Genomic DNA, 22,548 nt, shown 5'->3' on the forward strand with positions numbered 1-22,548 from the left:
GAACCTGTATTTTTATTCTTGTTAAATCGACAGAAACCGTTATCTTTGCAAGCAAATTTGAAGCGGCCTTGTAGTTCAACGGATAGAATAGAAGTTTCCTAAACTTTAGATAGGGGTTCGATTCCCCTCGGGGCTACTACGAAGAATCTGTGAGAAGTTGTTTTGTTTTACTTTCATATCGTATCTGGTTTTGAGTTTAACAATGGCTTCTTTTAAGATGAACGTCTTATAGCTTCTATTTGTTTTAATAATCAATAGAAAAAGCCTCTACCGAATGTTCGGAAGAGGCTTTTTCTATTTTTGGAATTTATTATTCTTCCGTAGTTACTGGTACGACTTTTTTGTTCTTCATCATGTTGTATGCAATCGGAGATGCAATGAACAGTGATGACAATGTACCGATAACAACACCCAAGATCATTGCGAATGCAAAGCTGCGGATTGAATCACCGCCAAGGATGAAGATACACAGCAATACGATCAATGTACTTAATGATGTATTGATAGTACGTGCAAGTGTAGTATTCAATGAATCATTGAACAACTGACGTTTGTCACGTTTCGGATACAGGCCGAAGAACTCACGTACACGGTCGAAGATTACCACCTTGTCATTGATAGAGTAACCGATAGCTGTCAGGATAGCACCGATAAACGTTTGGTCAATTTCCAGTGAGAATGGAACGATACCCCATAACAATGAGTAAGCACCGATAATCATGATGGTATCGCATGATAGAGCTACGATAGAGCCAATACTATATGCGATGTTACGGAAACGGATTAAGATATACAGACCGATAGCGATCAAAGCCAGTACTACGGAATAGATAGCACCTGTTTTGATATCGTCTGCGATACTCGGACCCACTTTTTGAGAACTTACAATACTACCACCAGTGTGATTGTCACGGTCGATAAAGGTAGCTAGAGTGATGTTTTGAGTCAGCACAGGTTTCAAAGTCTCATATAAATATGCTTCGATTTGAGAGTCAACATCGTTTCCTGCATCTTCAATACGGTAGTTGGTGCTGATACGTACAGTTTTCTTATCTGTACCGATAGCGATAACACTAACGTTAGCATCACCGAACTTGCTGGAGATCAATTCACGAATCTGTTCGGGTTCTACCGGATTCTCGAACTGTACCTTGAAGTTACGTCCACCGGTAAAGTCGATACTCTGGCTTAAACCGCGCATGGCAAATGAACCGATACAAACGAGGATGATGGCTACAGTGATGATAAGGGATTTTTTGTTTGTTCCCATAAAATCAAAACGTGTGTTGGTCATCAAGTTTCTTGAAACAGGGGTTGTGAATGTAAGGTTCAATAGTTTGTCCTTGTTCATGAAGTGTTCGTAAACTATACGGGTCATGAACACAGCGGTGAAGAAGGATACTAGAATACCGATAATCAATGTCGTAGCAAAACCACGGATCGGACCGGTACCGAAGTTAAACAGAATGATACCTGTGATGATGGATGTCAGGTTCGAGTCGAAGATAGCGGAGAATGCGTTGGAATAACCGTCAGCAAGTGCTTTCTTCACACCTTTACCGGCACGAAGTTCTTCTTTTGTACGTTCGTAGATAAGTACGTTCGCATCCACTGCCATACCTAGTGACAACACCATACCGGCAATACCGGACATTGTCAATGCTGCCTGGAAGGAGGAGAGGACACCTAATACGAAGAAGAAGTTCAGGAACAATGCACCATTGGCAATCATACCCGGTATGAAGCCGTACATCATACACATATAGATCATCAACAGAATCAGAGCCACTACGAATGAGAATACACCTGCATTGATAGATTCCTGACCCAATGACGGACCAACGATATCTTCCTGTACGATGTGAGCCGGAGCCGGCATCTTACCTGATTTCAATACGTTTGCCAAGTCCTTTGCCTGTTCAGGAGTGAAATGACCTGTAATCTGTGAACGTCCACCTGTGATTTCAGAGTTTACGTTTGGTGCAGAATATACATAGTTGTCAAGAACGATAGCGATAGAACGACCGATGTTCTGTTTGGTCAGCTGTGCCCAACGACGTGCACCGTCAGAGTTCATTGTCATGCTGACAGCCGGTTTGCTGTATTGGTCAAATTCATCTTTCGCGTCTGTTACTACATCACCTTCCAACGGAGCTTTACCGTTGCGTTCGGTAGACTTGATAGCATATAATTCGAACGTCTGTCCTTTCTTGTCAAATTCAGAAGGAGAAACACCCCATTTCAAACGAAGGTCTTTCGGGAGTTCTGCTTTAACTTCCGGCATAGCCAGATATTTGTTGATATCAGCAGTGTCTTTGTAGTTAGCGTAACCGATCACAGGACCTTGTCCGCTAGAGTTCAACTGCAGGATAGCCAACAGAGGGTATTGCTTTTTAATTTCTGCCAGGTTAGCTGTTGAATTATCTTCAGTAGTTGTAGCATCTCCTTTCAGGGCAGCAGCAAGACTGTCGGCAGCACTTACGTTTTTCTTGGCCGGAGTAGCTTCTGCAAGCGGAGCTTCTTTGGTGGAATCTACAGCAGTAGAGTCTGCACCTGTCTCCTGCGCTAATACAGCGCGCAATTTAGCATCAGCAGATTGCATGGCAGGAAGAACTTCTTTAGCTGTATAAGTTTCCCAGAATTCCAGGTTAGCAGAACCTTGGAGAAGTTTTCTCACACGTTCCGGCTCTTTGATACCCGGCAATTCCACCATGATACGACCCATTTTGTCTTCCAGGCTCTGGATATTCGGCTGAACAACACCGAAACGGTCGATACGTGTACGAAGTACGTTATATGAGTTTTCAACAGCAGCTTTTACTTCTGCTCTCAATACTTTTTCAACTTCTGCATCCGATGATTTCTGGTTAACTTTGTCTTTCAACTGTTGTGTTGCGAAGAGTTCGGAAAGTTTTGCGTTAGGAGCAGCTTTGTGGTATTCTCTGACAAATAGCGTGATGATATCATCCTGGCTGTTTACAGCCTGTTTTGCAGCTTCTGCCAATGCATTGTTGAAAGCTTCATCCGGCTTGTTGTCAGCCAGTGCTTTGATAACATCAGGTACAGAAACTTCAAGGATAACGTTCATACCACCTTTTAGGTCCAAACCTAAACTAATCTCCATCTCACGACATTGTTTCAGCGTCCAGTTACCCAACCACACTTTCTCATTGGAGAGAGAGTCGAGGTAGTCTTGTTCCACTTTCGGGTCGCCGTTCGCAATTTCTTTCGCCTTGTTGGTATAATGGCGTGTTACGAAGGAGAAGGAGAGATAGAACACACATACCAGTGTGAGTAATACCGCAAAAACCTTTACAAATCCTTTGTTTTGCATTTTACTTTTAATTTATGATGATTACTTTTTTAATTTAATTTTCAGTTAAATTCTGTCGTACACAAGTTCTTTTTGCCGCATACAAGGCTGCAAATATAGTTTTTTTTTCACATTCATGTGTAATAAGCCCTCAAATATTTGATGTTTAAGGGCTTTTTTGCTGAATTATTTCATTCCTCTGTTTTTCAGTAGTGGTTCCAGGCTTGGTTCCGCTCCACGGAAATTCTTATAAAGCACCATCGGGTCTTCGCTGTCTCCCTTCTCCAATACGTTATGGCGGAACAGGTCGGCGGTGTTTTTATCAAAAATACCATGTTCTTTGAAAGCTTCGAAAGCATCATTGTCCAATACGTTGGCCCATAGGTAACTATAGTATCCGGCTGCGTATCCGCCAATGATATGATTAAAGTAAGTCACGCGATAACGCGGTGCTATTTCGGGAATCAAATTAAGCTTGTCCATCGCTTCTTTTTCGAATGCAAGCATATCCAGATTCTTTACATCTGTTATCGTGTGCAGGTTCATGTTGAGGATGGCGGCGGCCAGTAATTCGGTGGTCATGAAGCCCTGGTTGAAAGTTTTCTGTTGCAGTATCTTCTCGATGATTTCGTCGGGTATCACTTCTCCTGTCTGATAATGTTTGGCATACATTTTCAGCACTTCGGGTTCAGTCGCCCAGTGTTCGTTGATTTGAGAAGGAAGCTCTACAAAGTCGCGTACCACGTTGGTTCCCGATGTTCCTTTGTATTCGCATTTTGTCAGCAGTCCGTGCAGGGCGTGACCAAATTCGTGAAACAGGGTTTCCACTTCATCCATGGTCAATAAAGAGGGGGTGTCGCCTACCGGCTTGGTAAAGCTGCAAACGTTGCATACCAATGGACGGGTTGTTCCGTGTTGCTCACGATAGTTGCTCATCCATGCACCACCGCTTTTCCCGGGACGTGGGAAATAGTCTACATAGAAGATACCGAGCTGGGAACCGTCTGCGTCTTTCACTTCAAAGACTTCTACATCAGGGTGATAAGTTGGTATGCCTTCCAGTTTGCTTAGGGTGATGCCATATAATTTGTTGGCTACGGCGAAAGCACCATTGCGTACATTTTCCAGTTTGAAATAAGGTTTTGTATCCTCTTCAGACAGATTATATTTTTCTTTCCGCAGTTTTTCGGTGTAATACCACCAGTCCCATGCTTCCAGTTTTTCTCCTTTTCCTTCCTTATCCATTAATTTCTGAAGTTCGGTAGCTTCTGCTTTTGCTTTTGGCAGTGCGTAGCTCCAGAGGTTATTTAAAAGGCTCATTACGTTGTTGGCGTTCTTTGCCATGGTTTCATCCAGGACGAAGTTTGCATAACAGTCGAAACCTAATAAGTTCGCTTTTTCCAGGCGGAGAGAAACGATCTTGCGGATGTTTTCCTTGTTATCGTTCCCGTCGTTGTTGTTGCCGCGGTTGATATAAGCTTTGTATATTTGCTCCCGGAGCGGGCGATTTTCAGAATATTGCAGGAAAGGCAGACGGCTGGCATTGTGCAGGGTGAACAACCATTTTCCCGGTTGTCCGACTGCTTTCGCTTCTTCGGCCGCACTTTGGCGGAACCATTCAGGCAATCCTGCCAGATCTTCTTCCTTGTCAACGAAAAGTTGGAAGGCATTATTCTCATTCAGTATATTGTTGCTGAAAGTAATGCCGAGTGTAGAAAGTTCCTTGTTGATTTCGCGGAGGCGGGTTTGGTCTTCGGCATTAAGGTTTGCTCCGGAGCGGATAAATCTTTTATAAGTCTTGTCCAGCAGACGTTCTTGTTCCGACGTCAGGTTCAATGAATCTTTCTTTTGGTAGACATCGTTCACCCGTTTGAATAGTTTCCCATTCAGGGAGATATTGTCATTATGTTCCGAAAGAACCGGTGCCAGTTTGATGGAAAGTGCGGTCAGCGAATCAGTAGTTTCCGCATCTGTCATATTGAAGAAAATGATGCTTACCCGGTCTAAGATGGGTGCGCTGTTATCCAAAGCCACAATCGTATTTTCGAATGTCGGAATTTCCGGGCTTTCGATGATGGCTTCGATATTTTGATTCTGTTCTTCTATACCTTTTAGAAAGGCAGGTTCATAGTGCTCTAATTTAATCTTGTCGAAAGAAGGAACACCATACTCGGTTTGAAACTCTGTAAAGAAAGGATTGCTTTCTGTTTTCGTAGCACAGGAGTACATCATACAACTTACTGCTAAAATGGTTAGTGTCTTTTTAATCATCATAAGTGTTTTTTATTAGAGTTTTCAGTTCTTATCGTTTACTGATATAGCACCAGATCGGGTAATGGTCTGATGCCTTGATAGACCGGTCTACCGTGCAATTGTAGGCTTTCAGGTTGGGGCTGATCAAGATATTGTCTATGCGGAAATAGAACTTGTTCTGATTGTAGGAAATACCCAATCCTTTACCGGACTGTGTGAATGCATCGTCTAGTTTTTGAGTCAGGATGCGATGGGTATATGAGATAGAACCGTCGTTGAAATCGCCGCATACTATGGTTGTCGGATATTTACTTTCTGCAATGGTTTTAGCCACAGAATCTGCTTGTGTAGCCCGGATAGCCGATGCTTCCGCCAGTTTTCTTATTAATTGCCTAAGTCCGGTTTTTACTTTCTTGGCATTCGGGTCTTTAATCATATCCTCATACATCCCTCTGTCTTCTTTGGTGAGCTTGTTGGATTCCAGGTGGTTGTTGATTAATGTAAGAGTGTCGTTATTCACATTCAGTACATATTTCATGGAGCCGTTATAATTACTTTCATATTCGATGGGATGTATCGAGAGTATGGGGAACTTAGAGAAACAGGCAAGTTGCACATCTCCTTTCCCTTGTTGGTGGACGGATTGGTAAGGATAGGCTTTCAATGCTTTTTTAATGTCCTGTTCCGTCAGGTATTTCTTGTTGGTAGCGGTGTTATATTCTTGCAGACAGATAATATCGGCGTTACTATCTACAAGATAAGACAATACCGGGTTTTTTCCATCTTTCTTCTCCAAATTGTTGAAACTCATTACGTTGTAGGATAGGATTTTGATGCTTCCTTCCGGTATGGTTTTAGTGGTGGAGTTAAAAGGAATATAAGTCCGTATCTGCGGAATACAAATTAGAAAACCGATGGCAGGCAAGAGCGCATAGCGGTAATTGACAAATGCCCAGAAGCCGATAAAAATCAGATTAATCGTCAGGAATATCGGAAATGCAAGTCCCAAGCTGGAAGCAAGTGGATTTATTTTCGGGTTAAGGTAAGGGCTATAAGCGCTTAATATCAACGTTCCCACGAAGAGAGCGTTGACAGCAAGTATCAGATATGCGACAAATTTGCCAATATGTTCCATTCCTTTATCTTTTGCTTGCGTCGAACAAGCTTTTCTTTTCTTCAGTTGTCAGACTGTCGTAACCGGATTTCTTTAGTTTTTCCAAAATACGGTCCACTTCATCAGACTGTGCTTTTTTGTGGGCATTGTAATCATAATCCTTCTCGCGACCGGTGGCACTGTTTCCATAGTGTACCTTCATTTTCGGTTTCCGTTTCCATGTTTTCTTTTGAAACAAGGAGGTGAAACCATCCAGAATCCAGTTGATCCAGGAAGTCAAATCGGTTCCTTTACTTAGGCTGGCGGCAAACCAAAGTCCTGCAAGAGCACCGCCCAGGTGGGCGATATGTCCTCCGGCATTACTTGAGGTGATGGATAATACATCGATTCCGATAACAACCAGTGCCAGATATTTGAGACGGATAGCACCGAAAAGAAAAAGTTGCACCCTGTAATTTGGTTCACGATAAGCCGTAGCAGCTACGATGGCTAATACGGAAGCTGATGCTCCTACCAATGTTGCACCCGCCACTTGCGAACTGAATAAAGGAAATACATTGTAGGCAACCATATACAGTAAACCTCCACAGATACCTCCTAATACATATAGTCCTCTTAAATGCTTGGCCGAGAAAAAGTAGAGAAACAAACTTCCGAACCAATACAGCCAAAGCATATTGAATAGAATATGCAGGATACCGGCATGCATAAACATATAAGTAAATAACGACCACGGCTGATGAATAAATCCGATAAAGGATGCCGGCAGGGCAAATATACCGAATATATCGGGGGTACTTACTTCAAACAGTCGCAAGAAAACGTTAATCAACGTGCCGATCAGAAAGATGCCTACGTTGATATAAATCAGTTGGATGAAAATATTTCCTCTTCTGAATGTCTCCTTTAAATCAGCTATAATATGTCCCATTGTTATTGCTTTTTTTTCTCCAATACAAAATCAGGATCAATCCAAATAACATTCCTCCCAGGTGAGCAAAGTGAGCGACATTGTCTCCGGCGCTATTGGCAAGTCCTGACCATAATTCAATCGCGGCGTATCCTATAACGAAGAACTTCGCTTTGATAGGAAATGGCAGCGGGAAGATAAACAACCGGTTATTGGGAAATAACATACCGAATGCCAGCAATATGGCGTAAACGGCTCCCGAAGCACCTACGGTGGTCATCATGTTCAGATACTCTTCCATTGGGATAACACCTGTACCTATATTCACTTGTGCGTAGTGGCTAAGTTCCGTTACATATTGAATATACTGTACCCCTTCCTGGATAAGTCCCGCACCGATACCGCAGAGAATATAGTAAAAGAGGAAACGTTTGGGTCCCCAGGTTTGTTCGAGAATCGGTCCGAACATAAAAACGGCAAACATATTAAAGAAAATGTGGCTGAATCCGCCGTGCATGAACATATAAGTGATAAGCTGTGCCGGATTAAAGTCACTTGCGAGGAAAAAATGTAATCCCAGATAATTCGTTAAATCCAGGCCGTAACGTTGGGCTACGATTGTCCCGAAAAATACTAGTACATTGATAATTATCAGGTTTTTAGTTACAGTTGGCATCATTTTAATTTCTGAATATTTAGATAATAGACGCAAAAGTACGAATAAATTCTGTTTTAAAGCATGAAAAACGCTTCCTATTAGCTCTTTTTCAATAATTTGCTGCGTTTTTTTTATGTTTTTATTTGATATGTTGTTTTGTTCGGCTATATTTGTGGAATTAATCCATTGTGGGATAATCTTTTGTGTAACATATATATTAATTAATCATTTTACGTATTATGAATAAGTCTGATCTTATTAGCGCAATGGCTGCTGAAGCTCAAATGAGCAAAGCCGATGCAAAAAAAGCACTTGATGCTTTCATCACTTCAGTTACTAATGCTATGAAAGCTGGTGACAAAGTATCTCTCGTAGGTTTTGGTACTTTCTCAGTAAGCGAAAGAGCTGAAAGAACTGGTATTAACCCTTCTACAAAGGCAACTATTACTATTCCTGCTAAGAAAGTAGCTAAATTTAAAGCTGGTGCTGAATTATCTGCAGCTGTTGAATAAGATAGATAGTTGAAAGAAATTAGGAGAGGAGACGCGATGCGTCTCCTTTTTTTGTATCTTTGCGCGCAAGAAATAACTTGATTATGAAGATAGAAGATAAACTTGTAGCGTCCGTTATCAGCGGACTCAAAGCACTTTACGGTCAGGAAGTCCCTGAAAAGATGGTGCAGTTGCAAAAAACGAAGAAAGAATTTGAAGGACATTTGACGTTGGTGGTATTTCCTTTCCTGAAGATGTCAAAAAAAGGACCGGAGCAAACGGCACAGGAAATCGGTGAATATCTGAAGGCAAACGATCCGGCTGTAGCAGCGTTTAATGTGATAAAAGGGTTCTTGAACCTGACTATTGCATCGGCTACATGGATTGAGTTGCTGAACGAGATTCAGGCAGATGAACAGTACGGTCTGGTAAAAGCTACCGAAACTTCTCCGTTGGTGATGATCGAGTATTCTTCTCCGAATACAAACAAACCGCTTCACTTGGGACACGTGCGTAACAATCTTTTGGGAAATGCGCTGGCAAATATCGTAGCTGCCAACGGCAACAAGGTAGTAAAGACTAATATCGTAAACGACCGTGGTATCCATATCTGTAAATCCATGCTGGCATGGAAGAAATATGGAAACGGCGAAACTCCGGAGACTTCCGGAAAGAAAGGCGACCATCTGGTTGGCGATTATTATGTAATTTTTAATAATAAACTTAAAGAAGAGATAAATACTATTTGTATTAGTGAATCTTGGGATGAGTTGCCGGATATTATTGCAGATAATATTAAGAATAATCTTAGGCTTATAGAAGATTATAAAAATAGGCTTATAGAGGCATATTATTCATTGCCATTTGAAAGTATTCCTTTTTTGACTTCTGAAATTGAGATTCTTGCTGAAACTGCTCATGATAATGGAGATTGGAATGGCTTTTTTAAAGAATTACCCGAAATCTTAAATCAAGACCAATTAAATGATTTTCTTCCTTTCTTTGAAGAAATTGATTATCTCCAAAACCAAATTAATGATTTTGAATCAGGTATTAAATCATTAGTTGAGCGGAATTCTCCTTTGATGCAAGAAGCCCGCGAAATGTTGGTGAAGTGGGAAGCCGGTGATCCGGAAGTACGCGGATTGTGGGAAATGATGAACAACTGGGTATATGCAGGATTCGACGAAACCTACAAGAAGATGGGGGTTAGCTTTGACAAGATCTATTATGAATCCAATACTTACCTCGAAGGAAAAGAAAAGGTAATGGAAGGTCTGGAAAAAGGTTTCTTCTACAAGAAAGAAGATGGTTCCGTATGGGCCGACCTGACTGCCGAAGGACTGGATCATAAGCTCCTTCTCCGTGGTGACGGTACTTCTGTCTACATGACTCAGGATATCGGTACGGCTAAACTTCGTTTTGCCGATTACCCGATTAATAAGATGATTTATGTAGTAGGTAACGAACAGAACTATCACTTCCAGGTGCTTTCTATCTTGCTCGATAAACTTGGTTTCGAATGGGGTAAGAGTCTGGTACACTTCTCTTACGGAATGGTGGAACTGCCGGAAGGTAAGATGAAATCCCGTGAGGGTACGGTAGTTGATGCTGACGACTTAATGGAGGAAATGATTGCCACTGCTAAAGAAACTTCACAAGAACTAGGCAAACTGGATGGTTTGACACAGGAAGAAGCTGATGATATTGCCCGTATTGTGGGTCTGGGAGCATTGAAATATTTCATTCTGAAAGTCGATGCCCGTAAGAATATGACATTCAATCCGAAAGAATCTATCGACTTCAATGGTAATACAGGTCCGTTTATTCAATATACTTATGCACGTATCCAGTCTGTACTTCGGAAAGCTGCCGAATCAGGTATCGTAATTCCTGAACAGATTCCGGCTGGTATTGAATTGAGTGAAAAGGAAGAAGGGCTGATTCAGATGGTTGCCGACTTTGCTGCTGTTGTAAAACAAGCCGGTGAAGATTACAGCCCGTCTATTATTGCTAATTATACTTATGACTTGGTGAAAGAATACAATCAGTTCTATCATGACTATAGTATTCTGCGCGAAGAGAATGAGGCGGTGAAAGTATTCCGTATCGCTCTGTCTGCTAATGTAGCTAAAGTTGTTCGCTTGGGAATGAATTTGCTGGGTATCGAAGTTCCTTCCAGAATGTAAGACTTTCTCTGAACAAAATAGACTTCTGCGGGGTTTCTTTTATATATATAAAAGGAACCTCGTATGTTTTACTCCCCCCCATCCATTGCTTCGGAAGAGAGAAACGGAAACTGCTACTGTCTCTTATTCCGAACTGCTGTTTGACCTGATTTATGTTTTCTCGGTCACGCAACTTTCACATTATTTGCTTCATAATCTCACTTGGGAAGGATTATTGAAAGAAACAATCCTGTGGTTTGCAGTCTGGATGTTGTGGCAACATACCATCTGGGTGACTAACTGGTTCAACCCGGATACCCGGCCGATACGTATTCTTCTTTTTATCAGTATGCTGGTGGGGCTGGTGATGGCGGCTGCTATTCCTTATGCCTTTACTTACCGGGGATTGATATTTGCTGTCTGCTATGTTCTGATACAGGCAGGGAGAACACTTTATATTATCGGGGTGTTAGGAGATCATCATCTGGCTGCTAATTTTAAGCGAATTATGGGCTGGTTCTGTATATCTGCCGTCTTTTGGATTACGGGTGCCATATTGCAGGGAGAATGGCAAATTCTACTGTGGATTATAGCCGCCATCTGTGATTATACAGCCCCGATGCACGGATTTGCTTTACCTCGTCTGGGACGTTCGGACAGTAGCAAGGAATGGACTATTGAAGGGCATCATTTGGTGGAACGTTGCCAGTTGTTTGTGATTATTGCTTTTGGAGAAACTCTATTGATGACAGGAGCTTCTTTGAGTGAAGTAGAAGAATGGACGCCTCTCGTGATTATTTCTGCTGTCATATCTTTTATTGGTAGTTTGGCTATGTGGTGGGTTTACTTTGATGTGAGCAGTGAAGCCGGTAGTCGGAAAATACAGGAAGTGAAAGATCCCGGAAAGCTGGGGTTGATTTATAATGCAATTCATATTGTACTGGTGGGAGCATTGATTATTTGTGCGGTAGGAGACGAGCTGATTGTTGCCTATCCCGAACAAGAAATGAGAGCGGAAGTTGTTTTTGTTCTGATTATCGGACCAATCGTTTATATTCTGGCAAATAGTATCTATAAATATGTCACGTGCCGTATGCTTCCTTTATCACATATTATTGCTGTAATAGCTTTGGCTTTACTGCTTCCCTGGCCTTATCACATTTCTTTATTGACGATGAATATCTTGGTAACATCTGTTTTTATATTCGTGATTGTGTTTGATATGCTATTCCCTAATAAAGGTTTTAAGATAAAATGGGAGCCGAAGATTTAATGATGGAAGCCTATTCATAACGGATAATACTTACATCCTATAATGTTGTGGCTTAAAATAAAAACACAGTTCACACGAATTCTTGGTGAGTATTCGAGAAGTTGTGTGAACTGCGTAATTCGCGCCTTTCTAAACAGATGTCTATTATGTCTTTTTCATCGATGGTTCGCAATGCGAAGTCCCGATAGCGATTCCGTACAATATCCGGGCTGCTTTTATTTAAATCGTATCAATCTTTATTTGTACCAATCTTTATTTTGTTTCCCATTCGATGATACCCATCCAGAGAACTTGGGATATGATTGATCGATTCGTTTCCCTTCCTCTGGAACCGGGAGATTACTTACTGGCATATTGATAGCAAACGGCATCAAGTCTGCAGAAACATAATACATCCCTTCTTCTGGTCTGTAGATGTCTTTTCCGGTTCCCAGTAACGATAAGTCGGCTTTGTCAGTCGGGGGATAATTTATCAGATGTAATTCTTTGCCTCTACCCTCGTTGGAACTGATGAAGATAAACGGGTTGTAAGGAGGTACCACCTCTTTCTCACTAGCTCCATCAAGCGTGATGGTTACAGTATATTCTTTCTTTGATTCATCAGTGATATTTTTGAATTTTGTCATGTCGTCATACAACAATATGGTTGGGTGAGACTGTCCAGGCTCTGTTTCTTTTCCTTCCATGTATATAGAACTTGATAAACCACTGGCATCAGGCCCCGTTATTTTTACACTCTTGACATTGCTGTTTGAGAGCTTGTGTAATTGATATCCAAATCCGTTTTGCAGATAACCGCCACAGTGCTGTAAGATAAACTTGTCTTCAATTTCGTAAATGCGATTGTCAAGAGCATTTCGGGTCATCGTACTGGTGTACTTTACCATTACGTCATTCATATCGTAATCACCTAACTTAGGCCATAAGTCTTCAAAAGCCAGTGTACCGGAATAAGAAATTTTATATTGCTCGGGGATTGCTTCGGGGTCTTCAGGCAATGGAGGCAATATCGGGTCAATAGCATTCTTTTCTGACGTATGAATATAGAAGATGGCATCTGCATAATCGAAGTCAATATTATCTTCGAATCCTACTGCTACAATCTGCCCGGACTTGGAATCACGGAGAGATACAGTTCTTTGTGTATTATTCGTGTTTAGATTCCTGGTGGAGTAGCGTGCCCCCATACCATTTATGATATCGCCCACTTTGTCTTTATCTGTTTCTGAGGTGAGTTTACTCTTGAATCCCATACCTTGAAGGCACCAGCCAATTGTGACTCCTGCAGGAAATTTGTCTTCGTATTCCTGTGTCTCTTCATTCCAATATTTGAGTTTTATTTCTTCGCCACACACTAATGCTCCTACCCCTAAAGTCTTGTAAACAGGAGAGGTGTTTGGGAATGCAATTATTTGGTTTATATCACTCGTGCTCTGGGGCGGATTGTTGGTCGGATAGGTGTAATATCCAACTGTATTGTACCATGCAGCAGAGCTGTTTATAAATACGAGGCTTACTTCGGTCGGGTTAACAATTGGAATATCTGAAGTCATTTTAATGGAACCATCAAAAAACTCCGGATAATTCTGACTGATGTTCATAACCTTGCTTTTACCGCTCTCATCTTTGACTGTAACCTTTCTGAAAACATACTTGATGTTGTATAGTACGTCTGCCGGAGGTATATTTATTTTAGGTTCCAGGTTGGTTGGTCTTCCGCTGTCATCCCAGTCTGCATTGGGAAGAACATGCCATTCTTTTAGATAGGTATGTTGGTTCACGGTCACTCCTCTGGTTTTTGATGCCGTTTGTGAACGTAAGGTAGCGATATATGCATCTTGATTAAATGAAAGCCGACGACTGTCGTCAATCGTTAGTTTAAGAGGAGATACGGTGGCTAAATAATCCGATGATAACCATACTTCCGAGAGGTCCGCCGGAATATTCATCTCTCCGCTGAATTTGCCTTTTTCGTCTGTAACTGCACGGTAGATAGGCTCTATGTCCTTTTGGGACACGCTGCCGTCAGCTGAGTATTCAATGGGATCTTGATCGTAAATGTTAAAAAGAACACGATAATTTTCGCTTTTGAAACAATAATTGATATCCAAAGCGACAGCTTGGGTCATGTTGAAGTCGAAGTATGCTTCTTTTGGCATATGCCTTCTCTCCCAAGATAAGTCACGCTCTTTGTCCATACAACTGATGGAAGCTATGGTAAGCACTCCTATCATTAAATACTTTAAATTTGTTTGCTTCATAAGTTTGTGTATTAAAAGATAAAGAGCAAATATATACATTTAATTATATAATTTGCTCTTTTTCTAGTTTTTTTATTTCTTTTTTGCGAATCGTCCTTTTTTTGTGGTCGCTGGTCCTTTTTCATCTTGTAATTTGATGAGTTCCAAACAGCTAGCCAAACTCAAATCCTGCGGGACGATATCTTTAGGAATTTTATAATTAGAACCCTTATAGGTAATATAAGGTCCGTAACGTCCGTTCAGAATCTCAAGTTCCGGCTCCTCTTCAAACTTCTTGATGTGGCGTTCCGTTTCTTTCTGGCGTTTCTCCAGAATCAGCTGTTCTGCCTCTTCCAAAGTAATTTCCATCGGATCAAGTGTTTTCGGGAGCGATACATATACCTTATTGTGCAGGACATACGGACCGAAACGGCCTACGCCTACACTGACTGATTTTCCTTCATATTCGCCCAGTGTACGAGGTAATTTGAATAATTCCAATGCTTCTTCCAAAGTAATGGTTTCCATGGATTGACCTTTCTTCATTTGTGCGAAGCGTGGTTTTTCTTCATCTTCTACAGTACCAATCTGTACAACAGGACCGAAGCGACCAATCTTAACAGAAACAGTCTTGCCTGTTCCCGGTTCTTCTCCCAGAATACGTTCGCCTACTTTATGTTCCGTCTTGATAGCCAATGTGTTTTCTACAGATGGGTGGAACTTATCATAGAAATTCTTCATGATAGAAGTCCATTTCACTTCTCCTTCTGCAATTTCGTCAAATTCCTTTTCTACACTGGCGGTAAAGTTGAAATCCAGAATGTCCGGGAAATATTCGGTAAGGAAATCATTTACCACAGTGCCGGTATCCGTTGGGAATAACTTCGCCTTTTCTGCACCGGTAATTTCAGTATGGTTTTCATCCTTAATCTGACAATCTTTCAATGTCATGACATTAAACTGCCGTTCTTCCCCGTCTTTATTACCTTTCTCCACATATTCGCGTTGTTGGATGGTAGAGATAGTAGGTGCATACGTAGACGGACGTCCGATACCCAGTTCTTCCAACTTGCGTACAAGACTTGCTTCCGTATAGCGTGGAGGACGTTGGGTGAAACGTTCGGTTGCGATGATAGGGCCGTGTTCCAACTTCTGACCTTTTTTCAGAGGAGGAAGCAGGTGGCTCTCATCTTCCTGTTCGTTGTCATCATCATAAGATTCACGGTATACACGCAGGAATCCGTCGAACTTAATCACTTCGCCGATGGCTGTAAATACATCGCTGCTGCCACTTATTGTTATGGTAGCAGTTGTCTTTTCCAGTTCCGCATCTGCCATTTGTGAGGCAATGGTGCGTTTCCATATCAAGTCGTACAGTTTCTTTTCCTGTGCTGTTCCTTCAACGGACTGGTTTTCCATATAGGTAGGACGGATAGCTTCATGCGCTTCTTGTGCACCCTTAGTCTTTGTTTCGAAATGACGGGGGTGTACGTAGCGGTCACCCATCATTTTGATGATAGCGTCTTTACTGCCTGCTGTCGCAAATTCCGAGAGGTTGACAGAGTCTGTACGCATATAAGTGATGAATCCCGATTCGTATAAGCGTTGCGCGAGCATCATGGTCTGCGCTACAGTATATCCCAGTTTGCGTGCGGCTTCCTGTTGCAACGTAGATGTTGTGAATGGAGCAGGAGGCGTTTTCTTGACCGGACGGGTAGTAATATCGTCAATAGCAAAGCTTGCTCCCTGACATGCGTTGAGGAAAGCTTTTGCTTCTTCTTTTGTTTTAATACGGCGAGCCAGTTCAGCTTTCATCTCCACCAGTTTTCCGTCCGTGTCCGGAACGAGGAATACGGCAGTGATGCGATAAGCAGCTTCCGTTTGGAAAGCATGTATTTCACGTTCGCGTTCAACGATCAGGCGGACAGCAACCGACTGAACACGTCCGGCAGAAAGTGCCGGTTTCACTTTTCTCCAAAGCACGGGAGAGAGTTCGAAACCTACGATACGATCCAGAATCCGTCGTGCTTGCTGTGCATTTACGAGGTTGAGGTCAATGTCGCGTGGTTGCTCAATCGCTTTTAAAATAGCGCTTTTCGTAATTTCATGAAATACGATTCGTTTTGTGTTTTCCGGTTTTAGTTTTAAGACCTCATACAGATGCCAGGCAATTGCCTCTCCCTCGCGGTCCTCATCGGATGCGAGCCATACGGTTTCTGCCTCTTTAGCTTCTGTCTTTAGTGTGCTAACCAGCGCCTTTTTGTCTGCCGGGATTTCGTAGCTGGGTTTAAAATCATTATTTACGTCGATACTGAAATCTTTTTTCTTCAGATCGCGTATGTGTCCGTAACTAGAAAGGACTTTGAAATCTTTCCCCAGAAACTTTTCAATCGTTTTTGCTTTTGCCGGAGACTCGACAATGACAAGGTTTTTCTGCATAATTCTTTCTTTTATAATGGCTTGTACCACAATATTCGGGGACAAAAGTAAAAAAAAAGATTCTCCTTACCTTATAATATAGGGAGAATTTAATAAAATCTTAGGATTTATTGAGGCAATTTCGAAAGAACTGTGATATTTGCTTTTGAAGGGATTCTCTATTGAGTTGGATGATATTGCTATTTAAGGTTTTCTGTAAGCATAACTCTCTTTCAATTGGAAAATTTCACATAAACATCTTCAATTGCCGATACAAGTGGGTAGCCCCCGATAGAATCACCTAATCCAATCTCTTTGGGTGTAGGTGGTATGAATTCAGCTTTTGTTCCTTTTATGTCTGCTCCTTCGTCAGTTAACGTAACAGTGGCGTACAATGGCTTATCGAACATTATTGAATATTGCATAAGAGAATATTTTTTATTAATCTCTTCCGAAAATCTTTTTTCTGTCATGGTAGGCTTACCAATCCAGACATATGAAGCGCTATTAATCTGCATGTAAGTGATCCCGTTAATTTCTTTTGTATAATTACTGTGATTATGACCGTTGAAAGCAAGTACCACTTTCTTAAACCCTACGCGTTTATTTTCTTTTTCTAGAATTTGGCGTACTTCTGTGCCATTTTTAATTTCACTGTCAAGACTTTGGTGAGACAGCAAAATACTTTTTAGTTCCGTTGTTGCCAAATCCTTTTCCAGCCATTCCATTTGTTCCTTATCTATATACGAATGCTTGTTCTGTGGATAAGCTCCATAATTTCCATGGTCATAGTGCCGAATTTCCTCTCCATCAAGATAATTATTGCCATCAAGCACTACGAAGTGAAAATTACCTTTGTCAAATGAGTAGTAACGATGTGACATACCCATTCCCTCTACATATTCTTCTGTGCTATAACGGTCAAGGTCATGATTTCCAATGACATGGTATTTTTCTCCTTTAAAACTGTTCCATGTATCTCTGTACACCTGACTTGCACTGTCAAGCCTGCAAAAATCTCCGAGTTCAATTATAAAATCGGCATTCTCGTCATTGGCTGCTTTAATAAATGTCTCAACACGCTTTTTCCCATCCGGGACATCCGGCGCATGAAAATCTGATGCAATAGCAAACCTTATTGGTGCTTCTGATTTAGAGCAGGAGCTTGTTATAACCTCTACCAAGGTTACAGCCAAAAGCAATTTTATTAATTTAAAGTAGTTCATAATTTTAACTGTTATTTAATTGAGTATAAGTTGTGTCTTAGGTAATTGATGATACACTGTTCTTCGTCATGGCTTTCGATAATCATTGATAAACATGCTTTTTTCGTATTGCTTTGATCATTAAAAGGTTAATTACTTGAGGCTCATAATATATTTGCTGGCGTAAAATTAGTTACCGAATGTGAAATGGACGTACATTATTCACTATGTTGGGTATACAAATTGCTAGAAATGTTGTTTGCTGTGAATATGTGGACAGTTTTATTGAATCGTAGGCATAATTCTTTGAGATCTTTAAATAGTTGATAGGATAAAATAAATTCTTGATTGGCATAGATTAGTATACGTTTATTCTACGTATATTTGTCTCGTTAGTATTCCAGTTTTCGTTCAACAGATGTTGAGCTGTCACTCTACATATGTTGAACTATCGTTCAACAGCTGTTGAACGAAAACTAACTAGTTAATGAAATAAATAGTATATGGGAACAAAAAGAATAATCTTTCCCAATGAAAAACTAATAAGTAATGAGCGTTAATTATGACCTTTATGAAACCCCTAATCCTGATAAGGAAGGGGAAGTGTTGCCTCTACATGCACGTGTGGTATTGAAAGGTAGCTATACAGCCGAAGAATTTGTAGACCAAGTTGTCGCTTTTCAGCATATGCCTCATGCACAAGTGGTGGGTGTTATAGAGGCTGTATCAAAAGAATTAAGACATTTGTTGCTGAAGGGATTTTCCGTTGAAGTGGGTGATATTGGCTATTTTACTCTTTCTTTGAGTGTGGACAAAAAAGTGACTGATTCAAAAGATTTGCGTTCACCGTCAGTATCTCTTAAAGATATTAATTTGAGAATTAATCGTCAGTTCAAGAAGGATATTGAGAGTGAATTGGTATTGCAGCGTTATCATTCTCCTTTTCGTGTGAAGAATCCATTAGCGGAAGAGAAGTGCTTGCAGCGATTGAATAATTTTTTAGAAAAGAATCCATGTATTAACCGACAAGATTATGCTTTACTTGTTGGAAAGACAAAAAGACAAGCGTTGATAGATATAAATGCTTTTATTGAACAAGGTATTTTGAAGAAGTACGGGACCGGACGTTCGGTAGTATATATAAAAGCAGAATAAAACAATAAAAGTCTTTTTGTTAAAGATTGGAAGTCTAAAACCTGATTGATAAACAGCAACCTTAAATAGTCACATAACTGCCTCATCACCTGCCTTGCACGAAATGTTCACTAATTGCCATAAATCGGTTCTTTGGCAAATTGTGTACCTATTATCACAAATACTGTCCCTTAATTTAGTTCGTTCAGATTAACTTTGCGTTCAGTAAAAACCTATGAAATGTTTTGAAACTATTCTTTTATAAGGTTATGAACGTATTAATTATTAAATAAATTGGTATATGAAGAACACTTTTGATTTTAAATTCTGTCTTCTTCTCATGTTTCTCTCATGTATTCCTATCTCACATGCGCTTTCTCAGGAAGGTATTATAATTAGAGGTAAGGTTACGGACGAAGCGTTGAAAGAAGCAATTCCCGGAGCCAATGTGACAATAAAAGGTATAAAAACGGGAGCTATTACTGATTTTGACGGTAATTACTCGATTACCGTGCCGAATAAGAAAGCGGTGCTGGTTTTCTCGTTTATGGGATATGCCACACAAGAAATTGTGGTAGGTGAACGGAAGGTGATTAATGTTCAGTTGAAAGACGATTCACAAAGTTTGGACGAGGTAGTGGTGATAGCCTATGGTACTCAAAAGAAAGGGCTGGTTACGAGTGCTATGTCATCCATTAGTAATGAACAGTTGCTTAAATCACCGGTTGCCAGTGTTACTAACTCATTAGCTGGGGCTCTACCGGGAGTAGCAACGGTGCAAACGACCGGACAACCCGGTAAGGATGATGCTGAAATTTATATTCGTGGTGCCGGTTCATTGGATAATTCATTGTCAAAACCATTGATTTTGGTGGACGGGGTAGAGCGTGAGTTCTCACAAATCGACCCCAATGAAATAGAGAATATATCTATATTAAAGGATGCTTCGGCTACTGCTGTGTTTGGAGTGCGTGGTGCCAATGGGGTAATATTGGTTACTACTCAACGAGGAAAAGCGGGTAAGGCTAAAATTTCAGTGAGCACTTCTTTGGGGCTTCAGCAACCTATTTCATTAGTAGAACAAACTAATAGTTATGAGTTTGCCAAATTCTGGAATACCAAGCAAGAATTGGATGGGTATACCGACCCGAAGAAATTCTTCACTCCCGGACAGATTGAGGCTTATCGTACAGGATCGGATCCTATAATGTACCCAAGCGTGAATTGGGGAGATTACCTCTTTAAGAATGTATTTCTCCAAAGCAAGAATAACGTGAATATATCCGGAGGTAGCGAGAACGTGAAATATTTTATTTCCGTCAGTTACCTGTATCAGAACGGACTGCTGAAAGATATGCCCGGACAGGCATATAATAATAACTATCGTTATGACCGATACAATTACCGTGCTAATATCGACGCAAAGCTAACTTCTACTACTACAATGAAGTTGGGGCTTGGTGGATATTTGGGTAAGACCAGAGAGCCGAGAAGTATCGAGAATGTTAGCAACGGATGGGTAATTGCCCAGATTTGGTCTCTTCCATTTGCTGGTCCCGGTTTTGTGGATGGCGTAAGAACATTGGTACCCAAAGGATTGACTCCGCTTACAGAAACTATGCGTGACGGTTTGTTTGTATTTTACGGGCAAGGCTATATGCAGAATTACAAGACAACACTGAATATGGATGTGGACATTACTCAGAAGTTGGATTTTGTAACTCCCGGATTAAGTGTTTCGTTGAAAGGTGCTTATGACAACCGCTTTAACTTGAATAAAACCCGTGCGGGTGGTGCGATTGAATATCAACAAGTAAGATATAAGTCTTTCTTGGATAGTAATAACACGATGCCGGAAACGGACCCGAATTACGACAGGACGCATGTGTATACGCCGATAGGTACGGATACTCCATTGACATACGCGGAATCAAAAGGCCGTGATCAGAACTGGTATATAGAGGGGCGTGCCAATTACGACCGTTCTTTCGGCAATCATAAAGTAGGCGGTTTGTTTCTTTATAACCAATCACGCGATTATTATCCGTTATATGCGAGTGGTTCGGCTATGCCTCATCAGTATATACCCAGAAGTTATGTCGGTTTGGTAGGTCGGGCTACATGGAGCTATTTGAGTAAATATATGCTGGACGTGAATGTCGGTTATAATGGTTCTGAAAACTTTGCTCCGGGAAAAACGCGATTTGGCCTCTTCCCCTCCATTTCTGCCGGATGGGTGATGACGGGTGAGAAATTTATGGAACAGCAGAAAGTACTCGATTTCCTGAAATTCAGAGTTGCCTGGGGACGTGTAGGAAATGACTTGGGAGCGAATTCCCGTTTTATGTATATACCTTCTACATGGAGTGGTTCCGAAGGCTACAGTTTTGGTGTTAATAATTCGGTAACCAGTCCTGCTTTCGCTATCTCTACTTTAGGTAATCCGGAAGTAACTTGGGAAACGGCTGATAAACAGAATTACGGTGTGGAAAGTAAGTTCTTCGGAAACCGCTTGTCTTTCAATTTTGATTATTTCATCGAAAACCGTAAAGGTATTTTGATTAAGCCGCAGTCTACTCCCGGTATTATTGCAACTTCATTGCCGAATATGAATCTGGGAAAAGTAAAGAATCAGGGCTATGAAGTAGAATTAGGTTGGAACGATAAAATTGGAAATGATTTCAGCTATAGAATCAATGCGAATGTATCGTATGCTCGTAACAAGATTATCTTTAAGGATGAGGTGCCCAAACAATTTGATTATATGAATGAAACGGGTGGGCCTACAGGACGTACAAAAGACCTTTATCAGTTTGTCCGCCTTTATCAGTACAGCGACTTTATTACAGGTGAAGATGGAAAACTGACACTGAATCCTTCACTGCCTCAACCTTCATCTGCTGTTTCTCCGGGAGATGCCATGTATGCCGACCTTAATGGTGACAATATAGTCGATGGTAACGATAGATTCATTACCGGTTATTCTAATCGCCCGGAATATGTATTTGGATTGAATATGGGATGTGAATGGAAAGGATTCTCACTCTCTATGCAATGGACCGGGGCGACTCATGTCAATAAGATGTATGAGATTGAATACCGTATCCCGTTTACCAACTCCGGAAACCGTGGATTGTTGACTTACTTCTATGATGAGTGTTGGACACCGGACAATCAGTTGGGCGCTAAATATCCGCGTCCTTCCGAGACATCGGAAAGTTGGAACTCATCACCGTCTACCTTATGGCTGCAAGACGCATCCTATCTTCGTTTGAAGAACCTGACTGTCGGATACACGATTAGAAACAATGATTTTTTGAAAAAAATAGGTTCTTCGTCAAATTTGGTGGTAATCTCTTTTTTATTTCAAC

The 22,548-nt window shown here is 41.1% G+C and carries 13 protein-coding genes and 1 tRNA gene; 6 read left to right on the forward strand and 8 right to left on the reverse strand.

Annotated features, from left to right (window positions below; all coding sequences use genetic code 11):
• Positions 1–64 precede the first annotated feature (64 nt).
• Positions 65–136: transfer RNA gene (locus DXA54_RS03755), tRNA-Arg, on the forward strand.
• A gap of 174 nt (positions 137–310) precedes the next feature.
• Here DXA54_RS03755 and secDF read toward each other — a convergent pair.
• The 5 genes from secDF to DXA54_RS03780 form a co-directional block, all read right to left on the reverse strand.
• Positions 311–3,334, reverse strand: a complete 3,024-nt coding sequence (gene secDF / locus DXA54_RS03760) for a protein translocase subunit SecDF (protein ID WP_004307867.1) — start codon at positions 3,332–3,334, stop codon at positions 311–313.
• Positions 3,335–3,499: 165 nt separating this feature from the next.
• Complete coding sequence (locus DXA54_RS03765; RefSeq protein ID WP_120078987.1) at positions 3,500–5,584, reverse strand: M3 family metallopeptidase; 2,085 nt, start codon at positions 5,582–5,584, stop codon at positions 3,500–3,502.
• A gap of 31 nt (positions 5,585–5,615) precedes the next feature.
• Positions 5,616–6,701 (reverse strand): endonuclease/exonuclease/phosphatase family protein, encoded by a 1,086-nt coding sequence (locus DXA54_RS03770; protein WP_004296485.1) that lies wholly within the window; start codon positions 6,699–6,701, stop codon positions 5,616–5,618.
• Between the two features lie 4 nt (positions 6,702–6,705).
• Positions 6,706–7,611 (reverse strand): rhomboid family protein, encoded by a 906-nt coding sequence (locus DXA54_RS03775; protein ID WP_004296484.1) that lies wholly within the window; start codon positions 7,609–7,611, stop codon positions 6,706–6,708.
• On the reverse strand, positions 7,592–8,266 hold the full coding sequence (locus DXA54_RS03780) for a rhomboid family intramembrane serine protease (protein ID WP_008776855.1): 675 nt from the start codon (positions 8,264–8,266) through the stop codon (positions 7,592–7,594). The genes DXA54_RS03775 and DXA54_RS03780 overlap by 20 nt, the downstream gene beginning before the upstream one ends.
• A gap of 221 nt (positions 8,267–8,487) precedes the next feature.
• Between DXA54_RS03780 and DXA54_RS03785 the strand changes: the two genes are divergently transcribed.
• From DXA54_RS03785 to DXA54_RS03795, 3 genes are all read left to right on the forward strand, one after another.
• Positions 8,488–8,760: an HU family DNA-binding protein gene (locus tag DXA54_RS03785; protein ID WP_004296482.1), complete on the forward strand. Its 273-nt coding sequence runs from the start codon at positions 8,488–8,490 to the stop codon at positions 8,758–8,760.
• A gap of 83 nt (positions 8,761–8,843) precedes the next feature.
• Positions 8,844–10,928, forward strand: coding sequence for an arginine--tRNA ligase (gene argS, locus DXA54_RS03790; protein ID WP_008646492.1), 2,085 nt, complete (start codon positions 8,844–8,846; stop codon positions 10,926–10,928).
• Between the two features lie 85 nt (positions 10,929–11,013).
• Complete coding sequence (locus DXA54_RS03795) at positions 11,014–12,180, forward strand: low temperature requirement protein A (RefSeq protein ID WP_008646490.1); 1,167 nt, start codon at positions 11,014–11,016, stop codon at positions 12,178–12,180.
• Positions 12,181–12,416: 236 nt separating this feature from the next.
• Here DXA54_RS03795 and DXA54_RS03800 read toward each other — a convergent pair whose 3' ends face one another.
• From DXA54_RS03800 to DXA54_RS03810, 3 genes are all read right to left on the reverse strand, one after another.
• A complete protein-coding gene (locus DXA54_RS03800; protein WP_120079000.1) occupies positions 12,417–14,441 on the reverse strand; it encodes an LruC domain-containing protein in 2,025 nt (674 codons plus the stop codon).
• A 72-nt stretch (positions 14,442–14,513) separates the two neighbouring features.
• Positions 14,514–16,859 carry a type I DNA topoisomerase gene (gene topA / locus DXA54_RS03805; RefSeq protein WP_117512217.1) on the reverse strand — a complete coding sequence of 782 codons (2,346 nt, stop codon included), beginning with the start codon at positions 16,857–16,859 and terminating at the stop codon, positions 14,514–14,516.
• Between the two features lie 212 nt (positions 16,860–17,071).
• Positions 17,072–18,064, reverse strand: coding sequence for a metallophosphoesterase family protein (locus tag DXA54_RS03810; RefSeq protein ID WP_120078988.1), 993 nt, complete (start codon positions 18,062–18,064; stop codon positions 17,072–17,074).
• Positions 18,065–18,592: 528 nt separating this feature from the next.
• On the opposite strand from DXA54_RS03810, the gene DXA54_RS03815 reads away from it, so the two are divergent.
• Entirely contained in the window at positions 18,593–19,198 is a 606-nt protein-coding gene (locus DXA54_RS03815; RefSeq protein WP_120078989.1) for a DsbA family protein, read from the forward strand.
• 280 nt (positions 19,199–19,478) lie between these two features.
• A partial coding sequence (locus tag DXA54_RS03820) for a SusC/RagA family TonB-linked outer membrane protein (RefSeq protein WP_133304684.1) occupies positions 19,479–22,548 on the forward strand: 3,070 nt, incomplete at its 3' end.

It is taken from the genome of Bacteroides sp. OF03-11BH (assembly GCF_003604005.1).
Classification (GTDB): Bacteria; Bacteroidota; Bacteroidia; order Bacteroidales; family Bacteroidaceae; genus Bacteroides; species Bacteroides ovatus.

Bases quoted from the DNA above. Each gene is read 5' to 3' on its own strand.
- secDF (WP_004307867.1), bottom strand. From the start codon at position 3,334: ATGCAAAACAAAGGATTTGTAAAGGTTTTTGCGGTATTACTCACACTG.
- DXA54_RS03765 (WP_120078987.1), bottom strand. From the start codon at position 5,584: ATGATTAAAAAGACACTAACCATTTTAGCAGTAAGTTGTATGATGTAC.
- DXA54_RS03770 (WP_004296485.1), bottom strand. From the start codon at position 6,701: ATGGAACATATTGGCAAATTTGTCGCATATCTGATACTTGCTGTCAAC.
- DXA54_RS03775 (WP_004296484.1), bottom strand. From the start codon at position 7,611: ATGGGACATATTATAGCTGATTTAAAGGAGACATTCAGAAGAGGAAAT.
- DXA54_RS03780 (WP_008776855.1), bottom strand. From the start codon at position 8,266: ATGCCAACTGTAACTAAAAACCTGATAATTATCAATGTACTAGTATTT.
- DXA54_RS03785 (WP_004296482.1), top strand. From the start codon at position 8,488: ATGAATAAGTCTGATCTTATTAGCGCAATGGCTGCTGAAGCTCAAATG.
- argS (WP_008646492.1), top strand. From the start codon at position 8,844: ATGAAGATAGAAGATAAACTTGTAGCGTCCGTTATCAGCGGACTCAAA.
- DXA54_RS03800 (WP_120079000.1), bottom strand. From the start codon at position 14,441: ATGAAGCAAACAAATTTAAAGTATTTAATGATAGGAGTGCTTACCATA.
- topA (WP_117512217.1), bottom strand. From the start codon at position 16,859: ATGCAGAAAAACCTTGTCATTGTCGAGTCTCCGGCAAAAGCAAAAACG.
- DXA54_RS03810 (WP_120078988.1), bottom strand. From the start codon at position 18,064: ATGAACTACTTTAAATTAATAAAATTGCTTTTGGCTGTAACCTTGGTA.
- DXA54_RS03815 (WP_120078989.1), top strand. From the start codon at position 18,593: ATGAGCGTTAATTATGACCTTTATGAAACCCCTAATCCTGATAAGGAA.